Below are 19,511 nucleotides of genomic sequence, written 5' to 3' on the forward strand. Positions count from 1 at the left end.
CACCAGCCGATCCCACGGGGGTACTGACGATGCGCACGTTCCACGCGAGACACCGTTCGGCCGCGGCGCTGGCCGGGCTGTCCCTGGCCGCCGCCCTGGCCCTCACCGGCTGCGGCTCCGACGGTCAGGCCTCCTCCGGCAGGGCGGCGGCCGGGCCGCGCCAGGACGCGGCGGGCGCCCCGGCGGAGGCGGCCGGGCCGGGGGCGGCGGCGCCCCCGGCGGCGGACGCGAAGGGTGCGCCGCAGGCTCCGGCCGCGGTCCGCCCGCACGTGATCCGCACCGGGTCGCTGGCCGTGGAGACGGCCGAGCCGCAGAAGACCCTCGCGGCGGCCCGTACGGCGGCCGAGGGCGCGGGCGGTTACGTGGGCGGCGAGTCCACCGAGCGCGGCACGGACGGCCGGATGACCTCGACGCTGACGCTGCGGGTGCCGGGCGAGCGCTTCGACGCGGTGATCGCGGCCCTGGAGGGCGGCGGGAAGCTGCTGCGGCGCAAGGTCGAGGCGCAGGACGTCACCGAGAAGGTCGCGGACGTCGACAGCCGGGTGAGGTCGCAGCAGGCCAGCGTGGCCCGGGTGCGGGAGATGATGGAGAAGGCCTCGGCGCTCGGTGACGTGGTCATGCTGGAGGGCGAGCTGAGCCGGCGCCAGTCGGACCTGGAGTCGCTGCTGGCCCAGCAGAACGCCCTGAAGGACCAGACGTCGATGGGCACGATCACCCTGTCGGTCGCGGAGCCGGCGCCGCCGCGCGTGACGCGGGACGACGAGGACGGGGGCCCCTCCTTCGGTGACGCGCTGCGCGCCGGCTGGTCGGTGTTCACCACCCTGGTGCGGTACCTGGCGCTGGCCGTCGCCGTGGTGCTGCCGTTCGCGCTGGCGGCGGCCCTGGTCCTGCTCGGCTTCCGCGGGTACCGCAGGCTGCGCCCGGCCCGCCCGAAGGCGGGACCGGCCGTCGTCCCGGCGCCCCGCGAGGCGCCCGCCGCGGACACCGGGGCCCCGGCCGGGGCCGATCCGGCGCAGTGAACGCGGATCCGCCCGTAGCGTGGTCCCCGCAGAGCGGGAACGACGCGGCGGAACGGAACGGGGCGGGCGGATGGCGACGGAGCGACTGGTGGTGGTCGGCGGTGACGCGGCGGGGATGTCCGCGGCGTCACAGGCCCGCAGGCTCAAGGGTCCGGCGGAGCTGGAGGTCATCGCCTTCGAGCGCGGGCACTTCACCTCGTACTCCGCGTGCGGGATCCCGTACTGGGTCGGCGGGCAGGTGGCCGGGCGGGACGAGCTGATCGCGCGGACCCCCGAGGAGCACCGGGCCCGGGACATCGACCTGCGCACCCGCACCGAGGTCGTGGAGCTGGACCCGGCCGGGCGCCGGGTGCGCGCGCGGGACCTGGAGAGCGGCGCCGAGTCCTGGACGGCGTACGACAAGCTGGTGCTGGCGACCGGGGCCCGGCCGGTGCGCCCGCGCCTGCCGGGCATCGGCGCGCACGGGGTGCACGGGGTGCAGACGCTGGACGACGGGCAGCGCCTGATGGACTCCCTGGACCGTGCGCCGGGCCGCCGGGCGGTGGTCGTCGGCGCGGGCTACATCGGGGTGGAGATGGCGGAGGCGCTGGTGCGGCGGGGCTACGAGGTCACCGTCCTGCACCGGGGCGAGCAGCCGATGGCCACGCTGGACCCGGACATGGGCGGCCTGGTGCACACCGCGATGAACGCCATGGGCATCGTCACGGTCTCCCGCGCCGAGGTGACGGAGGTCCGCACCGACGGGGAGGGCCGGGCGGTGGCGGTGGCCACGGCGGCGGGGCAGGAGTATCCGGCCGACGTGGTGGTGCTGGGCATGGGCGTGGAGCCGCGCACCGCCCTGGCCCGCGCGGCGGGGCTCCCGCTGGGCCCCTCGGGCGGTCTGCTGACCGACCTGTCGATGCGGGTGCGCGGCCACGAGGACATCTGGGCCGGCGGCGACTGCGTGGAGGTCCTGGACCTGGTGGCGGGCCGCACCCGGCACATCCCGCTCGGCACGCACGCCAACAAGCACGGCCAGGTGATCGGCTCGAACGCGGCGGGCGGCTACGCGACCTTCCCCGGGGTGGTCGGCACGGCCGTCAGCAAGGTCTGCGACCTGGAGATCGCCCGTACGGGCCTGCGCGAGCGCGACGCGCGGGAGGCGGGCCTGCGGTTCGTGACCTCCACGATCCGCTCGACGAACACGGCGGGCTACTACCCGGGGGCCGCCGAGATGACGGTGAAGATGCTGGCGGAACGCCGTACGGGCCGTCTGCTCGGGGTCCAGATCGTCGGTGGCGCGGGCGCGGCGAAGCGCGTGGACGTCGCGGCCGTCGCCCTCACGGCGGGCATGACGGTCGAGCAGGTCGTCTCCCTGGACCTGGGCTACGCCCCGCCGTTCTCCCCGGTCTGGGACCCGGTCCTGGTGGCGGCCCGCAAAGCGGTCTCCGCGGTCCGCGCGGCGGGGGTCTGAGCCACCCCCGCCGCGACGGGACGGCTCAGACCGCCGTCTTGGCGTGGACGTAGTCCACCAGGCGGGTCAGGGCGTCGGGGTCGGTCGTGGGCAGGACGCCGTGGCCGAGGTTGAAGACGTGGCCCTCCAGCCCGGCGGCGGCGGCCAGGACCTCGTCGGCCTTGGCCTCGACGGCCTCGGTGGTGGAGAAGAGGACCGCGGGGTCCAGGTTGCCCTGGAGCGCCTTGCCGGGGCCGACGCGGCGGACCGCGTCGTCGAGCGCGACCCGGTAGTCGACGCCCACGACGTCGGCGCCGGCCTCGCCCATCAGGCCCAGGAGCTCGCCGGTGCCCACGCCGAAGTGGATGCGCGGCACCCCGTAGGAGGCGATGGACTCCAGCACCTTCGCCGAGGCCGGCATCACCGAGCGGGTGTAGTCGGCCGGGGCGAGCGCGCCGACCCAGGAGTCGAAGAGCTGCACGGCGGAGGCGCCGGCCTCGATCTGGACCTTGAGGAAGGCGGAGGTGATCTCCGCGAGGCGGTCCAGCAGGTCGGCCCAGAGCTGCGGGTCCCCGTACATCAGGGCCTTGGTGTGCTCGTGGTTCTTGGACGGGCCGCCCTCGACGAGGTAGCTCGCGAGGGTGAACGGTGCGCCCGCGAATCCGATCAACGGCGTGCCGCCCAGTTCACCCGTGAGCATGCCGATCGCCTCGGTGACGTAGGAGACGTCCTCCGGGGTGAGGTCGCGCAGCTGTGCGAGGTCCTCGCGGCGGCGGATGGGCGAGGCGACGACGGGGCCGACGCCCGGCTTGATGTCCAGGTCGATGCCGATGGCCTTGAGGGGGACCACGATGTCGGAGAAGAAGATCGCCGCGTCGACGCCGTGGCGGCGCACGGGCTGCAGGGTGATCTCGGTGACCAGGTCGGGGCGCATGCAGGACTCCAGCATGGCCGTGCCCTCGCGCACCTTGCGGTACTCCGGCAGTGAGCGGCCCGCCTGCCGCATGAACCACACGGGCGTGTGGGGGACCGGCTCGCGCCGGCACGCCTTCAGGAAGGCGGAATCGTACGTCTGACTCGGCTGGCCCGTGGGGCGGGTATTGGCGCTCACGCGGCAAATCTTCGCACGTATGAAGAAGTGCCCGGCCCGGTGCGGGTGTCCCTGCGCCGTACGGGCGCTCGTTCCGCCTAGTCTTCCCGGCATGGCTGCGGCTCAGGGACGATTTTCAGATGGCGCTGACGGTACGGACAGCGCGAAGGAGAGCTCCGTCCCGCTCCCGTTCCGCCGGGCGGTCGACGGCTTGAAGAAGGCGCGGCTGCGGTCCGGGATCGAGATCGACCCCACGAAGCCGCCACAGAGACTGGCTCCGTACGCGTACGCGCTGGAAGCGGCGGTCGTGGACGGGGAGGACGACCTGGCCGACGGCCGGCTGATCCTGCTCCACGATCCGGCCGGGCACGACGCCTGGCAGGGCACCTTCCGGCTGGTGACGCTGGTCCGGGCGGAGCTGGAACCGGAGATGGCCGCGGACCCGCTGCTGCCCGAGGTGTGCTGGTCCTGGCTGACCGGGGCGCTGGAGGCGCGCGGGCTGGCGTACGGGGAGGCGAGCGGGACCGTGACCATGGCGAGCTCGCACTACTTCGGCGGCCTGGCGGAGCGGCGTCCGGCCACCCAGATCGAGATCAGAGCCTCGTGGACGCCGCGGGAGGGCGTGGGCGGGGTGCCCGACACCTCCTCGCACCTCGCGGCCTGGTGCGAGCTGCTGTGCCAGATCGCGGGGCTGCCCCCGGTCGGGCCGACGGACACCGCCACGGGCGTGGTGTCCCTGCCCCAGCGGCGCGGACCGCACCACCCGTAGGCGCGGGGCCCCGCGGGGTCCCGCCACGGCGCACGGGGGAACGGGACGGGCCGGCAACGACCGGTCGGGCCCGCCCGGTTTGTCACGGCATGTCAGAACCGCGCCTCCGTTGCGGCCTTCTGATCGCCCATTGATCGATCGTGCGTCCGAATTGCCCGAATTGTTACTCACCAAATCGTGATCATTCCCTAAAGCCGGGCGGGTGACGTGCCGAAGGAGTCAGTGACCATCCGCACGGTTCGCACCGGCTTCCTTCCCCCAGCCGGCCCGTCCCGCCACTCCCCCAGGAGGCCTAGGTGTCCGTTCTCCTCGAGCAGCCCGCAAGCCTGGTCGCCTACCGCCCGAACAAGCCGACGGCCATGGTCGTCGTGGCCGACCCCCGCGTCCGCTCCACCGTGACCCGCCACCTGTGGGCCCTCGGGGTACGTGACGTGATCGAGGCGTCGTCCATCGCGGAGGCCCGCCCCCGCGTCGGCAGCCCGCGCGACATCTGCGTGGCCGACGTACACCTGCCCGACGGTTCCGGACTCACCCTGCTGTCCGAGACCCGCGCCGCCGGCTGGCCGAACGGCCTGGCCCTGTCCGCCGCCGACGACATCGGCGCCGTGCGCAACGCCCTCGCGGGCGGAGTGAAGGGTTACGTCGTCACCGGTACGCGCACCAACATCGGGCTCCCCACCCGGCCCGGCGCCGCCCCCATCGGTGCCGCCGCCGCCCGCATGCACCGCCGCCCCCCGGGTGCCCCGAGCCACCCGGGCGGCTACCGGGAGCTCTCCGGCCGCGAGGTCGAGGTCCTGCGCCTCGTCGCGGAGGGCCAGTCCAACAAGGCCATCGGCGTCTCGATGGGCCTGTCCGCCCTGACCGTCAAGTCCCACCTCGCCCGGATCGCCCGCAAGCTGGGCACCGGCGACCGGGCCGGGATGGTCGCCGTCGCCCTGCGCACCGGGATCATCCACTGACCTTGCCCGCAGGCCCCGGACACCGTTCCCGAACCCCCGGAGCCGCCCGCCCCTCCCCCTCGCGCCCGTCGCCGGAACGTTCCGGCGACGGGCGCGTCACATCCACGGATACCCTTGACCGGTGACCGACGCCCAAGAGACCGCAGCAGGCCTGCGCACCACCACCGGGGGCGGCCCCCCGGACGACGAGGTTTCGTCCGATGGGCTGCCTGTTCCGTTGCTAGAACCCCGTGAGGGAATCCCGCCGGTCGTGGCCGACGCGGAAGCGCTGGCCCGGGTCGTCGCGGCCTTCGCCGCGGGCACCGGACCGGTGGCCGTCGACGCCGAACGCGCCTCCGGATACCGCTACGGACAGCGCGCCTACCTGGTGCAGCTGCGCCGGGAAGGGGCCGGATCCGCGCTGATCGACCCGGTCGGCTGCCCGGACCTCTCCGCACTGGGAGAGGCCCTCTCCGGCACCGAGTGGATCCTGCACGCCGCCACCCAGGACCTGCCGTGCCTGCGCGAAATAGGCATGGCGCCCACCTCCCTCTTCGACACCGAGCTGGCCGGACGGCTGGCCGGGTTCCCCCGGGTCGGCCTCGGAGCGATGGTCGAGAGCGTGCTGGGCTACGTACTGGAGAAGGGGCACTCCGCCGTCGACTGGTCCACCCGGCCGCTGCCCGAGCCGTGGCTGCGCTACGCCGCGCTCGACGTGGAGCTGCTGGTGGACCTGCGCGACGCGCTGGAGAAGGAGCTCGACCGGCAGGGCAAGCTCGACTGGGCGCACCAGGAGTTCGACGCCATCGCCTCGGCCCCGCCCGCCCCGCCCCGCAAGGACCCGTGGCGCCGGACGTCCGGCATGCACAAGGTGCGCCGCCGCCGCCAGATGGCCGTCGTACGGGAGCTGTGGAAGTCCCGTGACCGGATCGCCCAGCGCCGGGACGTGTCCCCCGGGAAGGTGCTCGGCGACGCGGCGATCGTGGAGGCGGCCCTGGCTCTTCCCGCGAACGCGCACGCCCTGTCGGCCCTGCCCGGTTACGGGCAGCGCATGGGCCGGCGCCAGCTGGACCAGTGGATGGCGGCCGTGGACCGGGCGAGGGCGCTGCCCGAGAACGAGCTGCCGCAGCCGGGGGCGACCCCGTCCGGTCCGCCGCCGCCGCGTTCCTGGGCGGACAAGGACCCCGCGGCGGCCGCCCGGCTGTCGGCGGCGCGCAGCGCGGTCTCGGCGCTGGCGGAGGGGCTGAACCTGCCCCAGGAGAACCTGATCACCCCGGACACCGTGCGCCGGCTGTGCTGGGAGCCCCCGCAGCGGCTGGACGCGGACACGGTCGGCGAGGCCCTCGCCGGTTACGGCGCCCGCCCCTGGCAGGTCGAGCAGGTCACCGCCGCCCTGGTCACGGCCCTGGCCGCGACCGACTGACCTTCCCCCACGACAACGGCGAACAGCAGCGAACCCCCGGCCGGCGGCCGGGGGTTTTCTGTTACGTGGCCATGACACAGCAGCCCTTTTGAACATGCTCAACAGTCGCTAGGTTCTTGAGCATGTTCAAAAACATGCGCGACCACGGGCACGACAGCGGGCACGACGACGGGTACATGGACTGGGTCCGCGATTTCGAGGCCGCGCGGGAGCTCCGGGCGGCCCTCGGGGATCCCGACTGGGAGCGGGGCGCGCGGCTGCCCGCGGAGCTCGTCCGCAGCCTGCAGAAGTTCCAGGTCGGCGAGGACGGGGACGGCTCCGCGCTGATCGGCAAGGCGGACCGCGCGGGAGGGGCGACGTACGCGGCGGCGGTCAGGCTGTTCATCGCCGAGGAGCAGAACCACGCCCGGCTGCTGGCGCTGCTGCTCGGCGCGGGCGGCGCGGCGACCCTGCGGGGGCACTGGAGCGACGCCGCCTTCGTGTGGCTGCGCAGGCTGCTGGGGCTGCGGGTGGAGCTGCTGGTGCTGATGCTCGCCGAGGTCGTGGCCCTGCGGTACTACCGGGCGGTGCGCGACGGAGCGGCCGATCCCCTGGTGTCCCAGGTGGCGGGCCGGATCCTGGCGGACGAGGAGCGGCACGTGCCGTTCCACTGCCGTCGCCTGGCCGAGGGCCTGGCGCCGCTCCCCCGGGCCGCCCGCCGGGCCGTGACCGGTGGCTGGCGGCTCCTGCTGCTGGGGGCGGCCGTGGTGGTGGCCGCCGATCACGGCCCCGCCCTGCGGTCGCTGGGGGTGAGCCGGCGGGCCTTCGTCCGGGACACCGTGCGCTCCTCGGCGGCCATGGCCGGGGCGATGGCCGGGGCGGCGGCGCACGGCCGGGCCCCCATCGGCGGCCCGGTGCGCGGGCCGGCCGGAGTGTGACCTTCGCCGCTCCTCCCCGAGGGGGTGTCCACACCAGTTACTCGCAAGTAGCATGGCGGGGTGAGCGGGCGCTCAGCAATGGACGCCCCCGCGCGGCAGTGCACACCCGCACCTGGAGGAGAGCCAACGTGCCTCGTACCGTCAGGGACGTCGTCTTCGTCGACGGCGTCCGCACCCCGTTCGGCAAGGCGGGCCCGAAGGGCATCTACCACGAGACCCGCGCCGACGACCTCGTCGTGAAGGCGATCCGGGAGCTGCTGCGCCGCAACCCGGACCTGGACCCCGCGAAGATCGACGAGGTCGCCATCGCCGCGACCACCCAGATCGGCGACCAGGGCCTGACGCTGGGCCGTACGGCCGGCATCCTCGCGGGCCTCCCGCAGTCCGTGCCGGGCTACTCCATCGACCGCATGTGCGCCGGCGCGCTGACCGCCGTGACCGCCGTCGCGGGCGGTGTGGCCTTCGGCGCCTACGACGTCGCCCTCGCCGGCGGTGTCGAGCACATGGGCCGCCACCCCATGGGCGAGGGCGTGGACCCGAACCCGCGCTTCGTCTCCGAGAAGCTGGTCGACGAGTCCGCCCTGTTCATGGGCATGACCGCCGAGAACCTGCACGACCGGTACCCGACGATCACCAAGCTCCGCGCCGACGAGTACGCCGTGCGCTCGCAGGAGAAGGCCGCCAAGGCGTACGCCGACGGCAAGATCCAGGCCGACCTGGTCCCGATCTCGGTGCGCAACACCAACGAGGCGGCCGGCGAGACGGGCTGGGGCCTGGTCACCTCCGACGAGCCGATGCGCCCGGGCACCACGCTGGAGAACCTGGCCGGCCTGAAGACCCCGTTCCGCGTGCACGGCAACGTCACCGCGGGCAACGCCGCCGGTCTCAACGACGGTGCCACCGCCGCGATCATCGCCTCCGAGGACTTCGCCCGGGAGAACAACCTCCCGGTCAAGATGCGCCTCGTCGCGTACTCCTTCGCGGGCGTCGAGCCGGAGGTCATGGGCTACGGCCCGATCCCGGCCACCGAGAAGGCCCTGGCGCAGGCCGGCCTGACGATCGAGGACATCGGCCTCTTCGAGGTCAACGAGGCCTTCGCGGTCCAGGTCCTCGCGTTCCTGGAGCACTACGGCATCGCCGACGACGACGCCCGCGTGAACCAGTACGGCGGCGCCATCGCCTTCGGCCACCCGCTCGCCTCCTCCGGCGTGCGCCTGATGACGCAGCTGGCCCGTCAGTTCGAGGAGCAGCCGCACGTCCGCTACGGCCTGACCACCATGTGCGTCGGCTTCGGCATGGGCGCCACGGTCATCTGGGAGAACCCCAACTTCAACGCCGAGGGAGACTCCAAGTGAGCACCACCGCTGAGCTCCTGAAGGGCGCGGCCGAGCTGTTCCCGGACGAGGTCGTCACGCAGGCCCACGTCCGCCACCTGGACCTGCCGTTCGGCGCCGGGCGCTTCGCGCTCATCACGCTGGACAACGGCCTGGACCACACCAAGCCGACCACCTTCGGCCCGCAGTCCCTCGCCAACCTGAACGCGGCGATCGACCAGGTCGAGCAGGAGGCCCTCGCGGGCTCCGTCGTCGGCGCGGGCATCACCGGCAAGCCGTTCATCTTCGCGGTCGGCGCCGACCTCAAGGGCGTCGAGCTGCTGAAGGCCCACGACGAGGCGCTCGCCATCGGCAAGGGCGGTCACGACGTCTTCAAGCGGCTCTCCGCGCTGGCCGTCCCGACCTTCGCGTACTACAACGGCGCGGCGATGGGCGGCGGCGTCGAGGTCGGTCTGCACTGCACCTACCGCACCGTCTCCAAGGCCATCCCGGCCTTCTCGCTGCCCGAGGTCTTCCTCGGCCTGGTTCCGGGCTGGGGCGGCTGCGCCCTGCTGCCGAACCTGATCGGCGCCGAGCGCGCGGTCTCGGTCATCATCGAGAACTCGCTGAACCAGAACCGCCAGCTGAAGGGCAAGCAGGTCTTCGAGCTGGGCATCGCCGACGCCCTGTTCGAGGGTGCGGACTTCCTGGAGCAGTCGCTCCTGTGGACCGCGCGCGTCCTCACGGGCGAGACCGAGGTCGTGCGCGCCGAGGTCGAGCGCGGCGAGGCCTGGGACGCGGCCGTCGCCAAGGGCCGCGTCATCGCCGACTCCAAGGTGCACGGCGCCGCCCCGGCCGCGTACCGCGCGCTGGACATCATCGCCGCGGCCAAGGACGGCGACCTCCAGGCCGGTTTCGACGCCGAGGACCGGGCGCTGGCCGACCTCATCATGGGCGGCGAACTGCGTTCGGGCATCTACGCCTTCAACCTGGTGCAGAAGCGCGCCAAGCGCCCGGCGGGAGCCCCGGACAAGAACCTGGCCCGTCCGGTCACCAAGGTCGGCGTCGTCGGCGCGGGCCTGATGGCCTCGCAGCTGGCGCTGCTGTTCCTGCGCCGCCTGGAGGTGCCGGTGGTCCTCACCGACATCGACCAGGAGCGCGTGGACAAGGGCGTGGACTACGTCCGCGCCGAGATCCAGAAGCTGCTCGGCAAGGGCCGCATCAACCAGGACAAGGCCAACCGCCTGTCCGCCCTGGTGACCGGCGTCCTGGACAAGGCCGAGGGCTTCGCGGACGCGGACTTCATCATCGAGGCCGTGTTCGAGGAGATGTCCGTCAAGCAGAAGGTGTTCGCGGAGGTCGAGGCGGTCGCCCCGGCGCACGCGGTCCTCGCCACCAACACCTCCTCGCTGTCGGTCTCCGAGATGGCCTCGAAGCTCCGCAACCCGGAGCGCGTGGTCGGCTTCCACTTCTTCAACCCGGTCGCGATCCTCCCGCTGCTGGAGATCGTCCGCGGCGAGCAGACCGACGACGCCTCGCTGGCCACGGCCTTCGGCGTCGCGCGGAAGCTGAAGAAGACCGCGGTCCTGACCAAGGACGCCCCGGCGTTCGTCGTCAACCGCATCCTGACACGCTTCATGGGCGAGATCCAGAACGTCATCGACGAGGGCACCCCGGTGGCCACCGCCGAGAAGGCCATCGAGCCGCTCGGTCTGCCGATGTCCCCGCTGGTGCTGCTGGAGCTCGTGGGTCCGGCCATCGGTCTGCACGTCTCCGAGACCCTGAACCGCGCCTTCCCGGAGCGCTTCACCGTCTCCCCGAACCTGGCGGCCGTGGTCAAGGCCGGCAAGCGCGGCTTCTACGTCTACAACGCGGAGAACGGCTTCAAGCCGGAGCTGGACCCCGAGGTCGCCGCGCTCCTGGTGCAGGGCGACGTCGTCCTGACCGAGGAGCAGGTCCGGATGCGCGTCCTGGACGCGGTGGCGCAGGAGATCGGCCTGATGCTGGAGGAGGGTGTCGTGGCCGAGGCCCAGGACATCGACCTCTGCCTCATCACCGGTGCCGGCTGGCCCTTCCACCTGGGCGGCGTCACGCCGTACCTGGACCGTGAGGGCGTCTCGGAGCGGGTGAACGGCAAGCGCTTCCTCGCCCCGGGCGTCGCCAGCGTCCCGGCGTAACGACCGGCCAACGCGAGGGCCCGTCCGCACCTGGTGCGGACGGGCCCTCGTGCGTACCCGCTACTTGCGCCCGAGGCGGCCGCTCTTGACGAGGCGCTGCGCGGCGGGCGAGTCGGGGTTGATGCTCAGCGCCCGCTGCCCGGCCTGGCGGCGCAGCGCGTCGCCCTGCTTGCCGAGCTTCGCGGCGGTCTCGGCGATGCGCAGCCAGACCAGGGCGCGCCCGCTGTCGGCGGAGATCCGCACGGCCCGCTCCAGCCGCCGCACGGCCTGGTCGGTCTCCTTGCGGCGGATGTGGGCCTGGGCCATGCCGATGAGCAGGTCGAGGTTCTCGTGTTCGGCGAGCAGCCGGGAGCCCACCTCCAGGATGCCGCGGTCGTCCTTGGCCTCCACCAGGGAGGCGAACCCGCTGAGGGTGATGTCCGTGAACGGCACCTCGTCCGGCTCGGTGCGCTCGCCGGTGGCGCGGAAGGTCCAGCCCTTGCCGCGGCGCCACTTCCAGGTGCGCGGGCCGGGCAGGTCCAGCCGGGTCCTGGTGCGCTCGTTGAAGTGCATGGACAGCTCGGGGCGGCCCTCCCACTGGTCGACGGCGGCGGCCACGTACGCCTCGGCGACCGGGCGCAGGAAGGCGTACCGCTTGGGCTGCATGCAGTAGGCGACGGCCTGGACGTACGGGGTGACCTCGGTGCGGACGTGCTCGACGTCCAGCACCCGGTCGGCGGGGGCGGCGCCCGCCGCCGGGGCCTCCAGGTCGGGGAGCAGCGCGTGGGTGAGGGTGGCGGGGATGCGGTTGCTGTTGGCGTAGGGCCGCATGCGCCGGATCACCTCCAGCGCTCCGATCTGGGCGACGGGGATGCCGTAGAGCGCGCGGGCGGTGAACAGGCCGGTGGAGAAGCAGCCGATGACCTGGCGGGGCCGCAGGTAGGCGAAGACCGTCTCGGCCAGGACGGGCACGTCCAGGACGAGGAGGGGCACGCCCGCCGCGCGGGCCGCTTCGCCGAGGGTGTCGGCGAGGCTGGAGGGGGCGCTGGGGTGCGGTTTGAAGACGACGGAGGTGTGCCCGAGGAGCAGGGCGTTCCGGAACATCCGCAGGTGCAGTTCCTCCTCTTCCTCCTCGGTGAGGATGCCGAGCGGGGAGAGGTACTGGCCGAGCAGGACGGCGGTCTGCGGGCCGAGCCGGGCCAGCGCGGGCGGGATCACCCGGTCCAGGATCGGCGCGCAGGCGCGGGTGACCTCGTCCAGCAGCTTCAGGACGGCTCCGGTGTGCACGGGCTGCGAGGGGATCCCGTACTCGGTGAGGAGCATCGGCAGCAGGGTCGGGACGAGGTCGAGGTAGAGGACCTGGGTGATCCGGCCGTGCAGGGAGCGGGGCAGGTCGTTGCGGGTGGGGCCGTAGCTCATGACGCCGTCGGCGTAGACGGCGAGGGTGGCGTCCGAGAAGATCTTGCAGAGGGTCTGGGCGGGTTTGACCTGGATGGACTCGACGACGAGTTCCAGGGGCCCCGGCCGGATGCCCATCTTCTCCGCCATCACCGTGCGCCACAGCGGGGCGTCCTCGTCGCGCGGGGACCAGAGCGCGGGGTGGAAGGGGTAGATGAGGTCGTTCCAGTAGACGACGCGGTGGAAGCGCGCGAGCACGGGGGCGGCGCCGGGCATCCGGTGCAGCGGGGTGGCGACTTCGGGGATGTCGACGTTGTTGCACACGAGCAGCACGCGCTCGCGGTCGTCCTGGCCGAGCTGGCCCGCTTCGATGGCGGCGGCCACCGTCATGGCGCCGTAGAGGGTGGAGGCGGCGAATATCCGGGTCATCGGGCGGCGGCGCCCTGGTGCCGGGAGATCAGCGCTCTGAGCTTGTTCACGCGTGCCGAGTCCATTCCTGCCAGCGTTCCCTCCAGGACGTCCTGGGGAAGGTCCTTCAGGATCTGCGCGCTCCGTTCCGGCAGCAGACCCCGGATGTGTTCCTCGTACGACTCGGCGCGGTCCAGGTGAATCACGATGAGCGCGCAGAGAGTTCGCATCGCCTTGTACGAGAGTTCATATCCGCGCGGGTGTGCGGCCAGCTCCTCGAAAATCAGCCGGAAGGCCGGCAGGAAGTCGAGCTGGCGCTCGTCGGGAACCTTGGTCAGCGAAGTGGACACATCACGGCGGTAGAAGATGCCGTGGAGGTCGACGACGCCGAAGGAGCGGGCGCGCAGGTGCAGCTTGTAGAACCAGGGCCGGTCCTCGGCGGTGCGCAGGCGCTCGTCGAAGAACAGCGCGCCGAGCTCCAGGAGGCGCTCGCGGTCGTAGACGCCGGCCCAGGACTGCGGGTAGTCCATGAAGGTCGAGGCGTCCACCGGGCCGATGTAGTCCGCGGGATTCAGCGGCAGGGCCCGCGGGGCGAGCGGAGCCATGACGATCTTGCGTTTGCGTCCGTAGACCCGGACGTGGCCGGTCCGCAGGAAATCGACGCCCGACTGGCTCATCCAGCCGACCAGTTGTGCGAGATATCCGGGGGCGTACCAGTCGTCTCCGTCGAGGAAGGTGAAGAAGCGTCCGCGCGCCGCCGAAAGGCCTATGTTGCGGGTGGCCGATATCCCCAGGTTCCGTTGATTGCGGATCAAAACGGCTCCGGGAATGGTGGGCACCATCTCCTGGAGAATCTCTGACGTCCCGTCAACGGATCCGTCGTCCACGACGATGAACTCGAAGTCTTCCCGGGCATTCAGCGCCAGGGACTTGAGCGCCGTCCGGCAGTATTCCCGCACGTCACACATGGCGACGATGACCGAAAGGGTCACCATGGAAAGCACTCACCCCGCTCACGTTCCTTCACATTTCCCCCGGATGCGGCCCGGACGGGCCCGGCCGCGCACTCCCCGATCCTACGATCAGGTAACACGTCGGACATCATGACAGAACCCCTCGAAGGGCCCGCACGATCGTCCCGGTGTGACGTACAACTCCCCCGTCCGCCGAGGCCTATTCGTGACACGTAAGGCTCAGGTGAGCATGTAAGGTCTAACGGGCCGCGCGGCAATCCGTCCCCGCACGCACTCGGCCGCGCTCACGGCGGCGCCCGTCGGACCCCACCCATCGACCCGGGAATCACCAGTGCGCATCCACGTGCTCGCAGACTCCGACACCCGCTGGAAATGGGGCGCGGGGCTGGCGGTGGGCCTGGCGCCGGGCAGCGAGGTGCACGCCCACATGCTGCGCGGCCGGAGCACTCCCACGGCCCGCCAGCTGGCCGAGGTCGGCATCACCCCCGCCTCCATCACCGAGGCCACCCTTCCCGAGTTCGCGGCGGCGCCCGAACTGGACGGCGCCGACCTCGTCGTCCTGGGCACCGTCGGCGGCTCCACGCACGCCGCCCTGCACGCCCTGGCCCACCGCTTCCGGGGCGCCGGCCGCCGGCCGGTGCTGATGACGGGATACGTCGGCGTCGTCTACGAGAAGATGGCCGACGGCCTGCTGCTGCGGGCGGGCGCCGACATCGTCCTCGCCAACAGCCCTTTCGACCGCCGCCGGTTCGGCGATGTCTTCGAACCCCTGGGAATTCCGGGCTCGTGCATCGTCCAGACCGCCCTGCCTTTCCTCGACCAGAGACCGTACGACATGAACCGGACGCACGCCCGGCACCCCTATACGGTCTGTTTCGCCGTCCAGCCCTCGGTACCCGCCGACCGCAACGGACGCCTTTATCTGCTGCGCCGCGCGATATCCCATGCCCGGCTGCGCCCCGGCCGCGATGTGCTGATCAAACTCCGCAGCAGGCCCGGTGAGGCGACCACCCACATCGAGGCGTACCACTACCAGGTGCTCGCGGAGCAACTCGAAGAGCCGTTGCCGCCCAATCTGCATTTCGTGTACGGCAACATGTCGGACACCCTGGACCGCACCGATCTGCTGGTGACGGTCAGTTCGACGGCCGCGCTCGAATCGATGCACCGGGGAATGCCCACCGCGATCCTGAGCGATCTCGGCGTACGGGAGATCCACGGCAACCACTATTTCGTCGGTTCCGGCTGCGTCACCGACTGGTCCGCGATAGACGAGGGCGCCGCCCCGCTCGCACACGAATCCTGGACCACCGACCAGGGAATACGTTCCGAAGACCCCTTCGGGGAACTCCGCACTCGGATCGCGGAATTGACGGGACGGCCGCTGCCGCCGATATCCCCGTACTACACCGCCGGGAGCGCCCCCGATTACGTGGGTACGCTGCTGCGCCGCCGGGGCCTGAATCCGGACGGCTCCCCCGGCCCGGGGACCGCGCGGGCCGGATCCGGCGGGCCGATGCGGCGCACGTCCCGCCGCGTCCTGAAGGTCGCGTACCGCTTCGGGGTCCAGCGGGTGGCCCCGAAGATCCAGCAGTGGGGCGGCGTATGACCGCCCCCGCCGCCCCACCACCGCCCCTGCCCCCGCCGCGCAGACCGCGCACACCGATCCGGCCCCTGTGGAGAGCCCTGTGAACGTCACCGCCGTCATACCCGCCCGGGGCGGTTCCAAGGGCATCCCCGGCAAGAACGTCGCCGAGGTCGGCGGGGTCCCCCTCGTCGCCCGCGCCGTGCGCGCCTGCCTGGACGCCGCCCACGTGTCCCGGGTCGCGGTGTCCACCGACGACGGGGCCATCGCCCGGGCGGCCCGCGCGGCCGGCGCGGAGGTGGTCGAACGCCCCGCGGAGCTGGGCACCGACCGGGCCTCCAGCGAATCGGCGCTGCTGCACGCGCTGGACCGGCTGGAGGAACGCCACGGGGAGCCGGTGGAGGTGCTGGTCTTCGTCCAGTGCACCAGCCCCTTCGTCACCGCGCAGGAGATCGACGCGGCCGTCCTGGCCGTCGTCCGCGACGGCGCCGACTCCGCCTTCACCGCCGTGCCCTTCCACGGCTTCCTGTGGACCGCCGAGCCCGGACCCGGCCCGGGCCACGCCGCGGCCGGCGTCAACCACGACAGCGCCGTGCGCCAGCGCCGCCAGGACCGCCGTCCCGAGTACCTGGAGTCGGGCGCCGTCTACGCGATGCGCGCCGAGGGCTTCCGGCGCCACGGGCACCGCTTCTTCGGCCGCACCCAGCTCGTCCCCACCGCCCCGGAGCGGGCCGTGGAGATCGACGAGCCGGGCGACCTCGCCAGGGCCCGGGCCCTGGCGCCCCTGCTGGACGCGCGACCGCCCCGGCGGCCCTCCCAGCCCCCACAGCCCTCGCAGTACATCGGAAAGGAACTCTGAACAGTGGTGCACAGCAGCCGTATCCGCCGGATCGGCGACAAGGAGGTCGGCGCGGGCCGTCCCGCCTACGTGATCGGCGAGATCGGGATCAACCACAACGGCGAGCTCGCCAACGCCCTGGCGCTGATCGACGCCGCCGCGGACGCGGGCTGTGACGCGGTGAAGTTCCAGAAGCGCACGCCCGAGATATGCACGCCCCGCGACCAGTGGGACATCGAGCGCGACACCCCCTGGGGCCGGATGACCTACATCGACTACCGCCACCGCGTCGAGTTCGGCGAGGACGAGTACCGGGCCGTCGACGAGCACTGCGCCCAGCGCGGCATCGCCTGGTTCGCCTCCCCCTGGGACACCGAGGCCGTCGCCTTCCTGGAGAAGTTCGACGTCCCCGCCCACAAGGTGGCCTCCGCCTCCCTGACCGACGACGAGCTGCTGCGCGCCCTGCGCGCCACGGGCAAGACGGTCATCCTGTCCACCGGCATGTCCACCCCGCAGCAGATCCGGCACGCGGTCGAGGTGCTCGGCAGCGAGAACATCGTCCTGCTGCACGCCACCTCGACCTACCCGGCCAAGGCCGAGGAGCTGAACCTGCGCGTCATCCACAGCCTGGAGGCGGCCTACCCGAACGTGCCCGTCGGCTACTCCGGTCACGAGACGGGCCTGCAGACGACGGTGGCCGCCGTCGCCATGGGCGCCTGCGCCGTCGAGCGGCACATCACCCTCGACCGGGCCATGTGGGGCTCCGACCAGGCCGCCTCCGTCGAACCCGGCGGCCTCGCCCGCCTCGTCCGCGACATCCGCACCATCGAGACCGCCCTCGGCGACGGCGTCAAGCGCGTCTACGCCTCCGAGCTCGGCCCCATGAAGAAGCTCCGCCGCGTCCAGGGCACCCCCGCCGCCGAGGGCGTGACGGCCACGGCATGAGCGACACCCTCGCCCTGGTGGAGAGCCCGGCTCAGCTACTGAACGTCCTGGAGTGGGCCCACGTCCACCCGGGCGGGGCGGCGTCCCTGACCATCGCCGTGCTCCAGCCGGTGGACCCGCGCTCGCGCGAACAGGTCCGCCGGCTGTGCCGGTTCGCCTCGCAGTCCAAGGTGGTCTGGCGGCGCTACGAGGTGCGCGCGGGGTACCTGGGGCGGGCGGGCGAGCTGATGCGCCTGGGCCGCGCGGTCGGCGCCGCCGACCGGCTCGTCATCGGCGACCTGTTCTCCCGCACCATCCAGCTGCTGCTGCCCCGTTCCAAGGCGCGCGAGGTGGTCGTCGTGGACGACGGCACCGCCACCACCGAGCTGGTCGGCCTGCTCACCGACGGGCAGCAGCTGACCCGATGGCACCAGGGCGAGGTCAAAGCCTCCGCGAAGGGCGGCCCCGTCAACCGCTGGCTGGCCCGCGAAGAGCTGGCCCGCACCGTCTTCTTCACCTGCATGCCCGTCACCGCTCCCCCCGGCACCGAGATCCGGCCCAACGAATACGCCTGGAGCCGGGAGACCTTCGGCCCGGTCCGGGTCCGCCCCGGCGCCGACCTCGCGGGCAGCTCCCTGGTGGAGACCGGGGTCGTCGACGAGGACCGGTACGTGGAGGCCGTCGGGTGGATCGCCCGGTCCCGCGCGGCCGGCCGCTATCTGGCGCACAGGCGCGAGAGCGCGGCCAAACTGGCCCGGATCGCCGGGGCCACCGGCATGGAGATCGTCCACCCCGAACTGCCGCTGGAACTCGCCGCGCTCACCGAGCCCATCGGCCGTTCGGTGCTGACCTTCGCGTCCACCGTCGCCTACACCCTGCCGATCGTGCTGCGCGGTGCGCCGGTCCGGGTGGAGCTGTGCGAGATCGACGACGCCTGGATCACCCCGGACACGGCGGAGCGCTCGGTGGAGTTCCTGCGGCGGATCTCCGCGCTGGCGGTGGACCGGCACGCCCTGACCCTCGTTCCGCCGCAGCCGCGCGGCCCGGAGCGGGCGGGGGGCGGCCCGTACGCGGCCCCGCACGGAAACCCGTACGAGGCCTCGTACGGGTCGTCAGAACCGCTGCCAGCGGCCCAGCGAGAGGCTTGAGGCGTCCTTCTGCCGGTTCACCAGCAGTTCGCCGCGGGCGCCGATCGAGGCGATGACGACCAGTCCGCGCGCGTCGACGGCCAGTGCCGGGGACTCCGGGCACTCCTCGCCGATCTCCGTCCACCACAGTCCGGCGGCCTCGTGCTCCGTGGGGTAGGCGGCGAGCGCGGTCCGGCCGCCGACGGTGCGGAAGGCCAGCACGGTGCAGTCGTAGCCGTCGACCAGCGCGCGGGCGGCGGCGACCGTCCCGTACGCCGGACCCCCGCCGAGGGCGAGCACCCCGGCGCCCTCGCGGTGGGCGAACACCCCGCTGCCGTCGGCGGCGTGCCAGAAGTGCGTGATCCGGCCCGGCGCGGTCTCCAGGGCGCAGACCGAGCCGTCCTGGGCGAGGTAGGGGAGGTCGGCCCCCTTCAGCAGGGGCCCGCCGGGCGCGCTCTGGGCCCACAGCGACAGGCCCTTCTCGCCCGGTGCGGCGAAGAAGACGCGCCCCTCGGCGGTGGAGGCGGCGCAGGCCCCCTCGAAGGTCTTGCTGCCGCGCAGGTCGTCCCACGCGCCCCAGCCGCCCTTCTTGTCCTGGCGCCGTACGTGGGTCCCGCGTCCGGCGTTGCGCACGAAGACGTGGGGGGCGCCGAGGGCGTCGACCGCGACGGCGGGCGGGCCGCCCCGGTGGGACATCTCGGGCTTGCGGTACAGGGTGCCCAGGGTGTCCCAGGGGCCCATGGGACGGCCGCTCTGGTACTGCACCGCGTGGTGGTAGGTGACGGTGTCGGGGGTGCCGGTATCGGCGGTGCCGGTCCGGCTGCGGCGTCGGCCCACGAAGTGCGCGTACCCGTCGGGGCCCTGGCCCACCGCGAGGTCGGTCAGCCCCGGTGCGGGCAGCAGGTCGGGGCCGCTCCACGCGGGGCCGCCGGGGGCGGATTCGGTCCAGCGCAGCAGTCCGTCCTCGGTGCGCGCGTAGGCGGTGAGCCTGCCGTCCTTGCCGGCGAGGAGCCAGCGGCCGCGTACGGGGCCCAGGGCCACCGCGTTCCAGTCGCGCGCGGGTGCGTCACCGGGGGCGGCGCAGCGGGGGCCGTTCGGGGGCGAGGTGCGCCGGGATCGCGTCGCCATGGGACCGCAAGCAACCCTTCCGCTTCACCGTTCGAACAGAATCAGGATACCCCGGAGGCTTCTTGGCGTGAT

Annotated in this window: 16 protein-coding genes; 12 read left to right on the plus strand and 4 right to left on the minus strand. The window is 72.8% G+C overall.

What is annotated here, in order from left to right; translation table 11 throughout:
• Positions 1-29 precede the first annotated feature (29 nt).
• Entirely contained in the window at positions 30-1,019 is a 990-nt protein-coding gene (locus ACGFXC_RS30425) for a DUF4349 domain-containing protein (RefSeq protein ID WP_393718085.1), read from the plus strand.
• Positions 1,020-1,089: 70 nt separating this feature from the next.
• A complete protein-coding gene (locus tag ACGFXC_RS30430) occupies positions 1,090-2,472 on the plus strand; it encodes an FAD-dependent oxidoreductase (RefSeq protein ID WP_393718086.1) in 1,383 nt (460 codons plus the stop codon).
• A 25-nt stretch (positions 2,473-2,497) separates the two neighbouring features.
• On the opposite strand, the gene hemE is transcribed toward ACGFXC_RS30430, so the two are convergent.
• Positions 2,498-3,562 carry a uroporphyrinogen decarboxylase gene (gene hemE / locus ACGFXC_RS30435; protein WP_393718087.1) on the minus strand — a complete coding sequence of 355 codons (1,065 nt, stop codon included), beginning with the start codon at positions 3,560-3,562 and terminating at the stop codon, positions 2,498-2,500.
• A 91-nt stretch (positions 3,563-3,653) separates the two neighbouring features.
• Here hemE and ACGFXC_RS30440 point away from each other — a divergent pair, with 91 nt between their 5' ends.
• The 6 genes from ACGFXC_RS30440 (at position 3,654) to ACGFXC_RS30465 (ending at position 11,078) form a co-directional block, all read left to right on the plus strand.
• The gene (locus tag ACGFXC_RS30440) at positions 3,654-4,310 is read left to right on the plus strand and encodes a DUF3000 domain-containing protein (protein ID WP_393718088.1); all 657 of its coding nucleotides are present in this window, start codon (positions 3,654-3,656) and stop codon (positions 4,308-4,310) included.
• 296 nt (positions 4,311-4,606) lie between these two features.
• Positions 4,607-5,269 (plus strand): response regulator transcription factor, encoded by a 663-nt coding sequence (locus ACGFXC_RS30445; protein WP_007267191.1) that lies wholly within the window; start codon positions 4,607-4,609, stop codon positions 5,267-5,269.
• A gap of 121 nt (positions 5,270-5,390) precedes the next feature.
• Entirely contained in the window at positions 5,391-6,671 is a 1,281-nt protein-coding gene (locus tag ACGFXC_RS30450) for an HRDC domain-containing protein (RefSeq protein ID WP_393718089.1), read from the plus strand.
• A gap of 122 nt (positions 6,672-6,793) precedes the next feature.
• Positions 6,794-7,588 carry a ferritin-like domain-containing protein gene (locus ACGFXC_RS30455; protein WP_393718090.1) on the plus strand — a complete coding sequence of 265 codons (795 nt, stop codon included), beginning with the start codon at positions 6,794-6,796 and terminating at the stop codon, positions 7,586-7,588.
• 128 nt (positions 7,589-7,716) lie between these two features.
• Positions 7,717-8,943: a thiolase family protein gene (locus ACGFXC_RS30460; RefSeq protein WP_393718091.1), complete on the plus strand. Its 1,227-nt coding sequence runs from the start codon at positions 7,717-7,719 to the stop codon at positions 8,941-8,943.
• The gene (locus ACGFXC_RS30465; protein ID WP_393718092.1) at positions 8,940-11,078 is read left to right on the plus strand and encodes a 3-hydroxyacyl-CoA dehydrogenase NAD-binding domain-containing protein; all 2,139 of its coding nucleotides are present in this window, start codon (positions 8,940-8,942) and stop codon (positions 11,076-11,078) included. Before ACGFXC_RS30460 ends, ACGFXC_RS30465 begins: the two co-directional genes overlap by 4 nt.
• A 60-nt stretch (positions 11,079-11,138) precedes the next feature.
• On the opposite strand, the gene ACGFXC_RS30470 is transcribed toward ACGFXC_RS30465, so the two are convergent.
• Both ACGFXC_RS30470 and ACGFXC_RS30475 read right to left on the minus strand, forming a co-directional pair.
• Entirely contained in the window at positions 11,139-12,884 is a 1,746-nt protein-coding gene (locus ACGFXC_RS30470) for a polysialyltransferase family glycosyltransferase (protein ID WP_393718093.1), read from the minus strand.
• Positions 12,881-13,858: a glycosyltransferase family 2 protein gene (locus ACGFXC_RS30475; RefSeq protein ID WP_393718160.1), complete on the minus strand. Its 978-nt coding sequence runs from the start codon at positions 13,856-13,858 to the stop codon at positions 12,881-12,883. The genes ACGFXC_RS30470 and ACGFXC_RS30475 overlap by 4 nt, the downstream gene beginning before the upstream one ends.
• Positions 13,859-14,093: 235 nt before the next feature.
• Here ACGFXC_RS30475 and ACGFXC_RS30480 point away from each other — a divergent pair, with 235 nt between their 5' ends.
• From ACGFXC_RS30480 to ACGFXC_RS30495, 4 genes are all read left to right on the plus strand, one after another.
• The gene (locus tag ACGFXC_RS30480; RefSeq protein ID WP_393718161.1) at positions 14,094-15,446 is read left to right on the plus strand and encodes a DUF6716 putative glycosyltransferase; all 1,353 of its coding nucleotides are present in this window, start codon (positions 14,094-14,096) and stop codon (positions 15,444-15,446) included.
• A 79-nt stretch (positions 15,447-15,525) separates the two neighbouring features.
• Complete coding sequence (locus tag ACGFXC_RS30485; RefSeq protein ID WP_393718094.1) at positions 15,526-16,281, plus strand: cytidylyltransferase domain-containing protein; 756 nt, start codon at positions 15,526-15,528, stop codon at positions 16,279-16,281.
• 6 nt (positions 16,282-16,287) lie between these two features.
• On the plus strand, positions 16,288-17,205 hold the full coding sequence (locus ACGFXC_RS30490) for an N-acetylneuraminate synthase family protein (protein WP_393718095.1): 918 nt from the start codon (positions 16,288-16,290) through the stop codon (positions 17,203-17,205).
• Positions 17,202-18,332, plus strand: coding sequence for a hypothetical protein (locus tag ACGFXC_RS30495; RefSeq protein WP_393718096.1), 1,131 nt, complete (start codon positions 17,202-17,204; stop codon positions 18,330-18,332). The genes ACGFXC_RS30490 and ACGFXC_RS30495 overlap by 4 nt, the downstream gene beginning before the upstream one ends.
• On the opposite strand, the gene ACGFXC_RS30500 is transcribed toward ACGFXC_RS30495, so the two are convergent.
• Complete coding sequence (locus ACGFXC_RS30500) at positions 18,297-19,439, minus strand: hypothetical protein (protein ID WP_393718097.1); 1,143 nt, start codon at positions 19,437-19,439, stop codon at positions 18,297-18,299. The genes ACGFXC_RS30495 and ACGFXC_RS30500 overlap by 36 nt on opposite strands.
• Between the last annotated feature and the right edge of the window lie 72 nt (positions 19,440-19,511).

This window comes from Streptomyces sp. NPDC048507, from assembly GCF_043199995.1.
Lineage (GTDB): Bacteria > Actinomycetota > Actinomycetes > Streptomycetales > Streptomycetaceae > Streptomyces.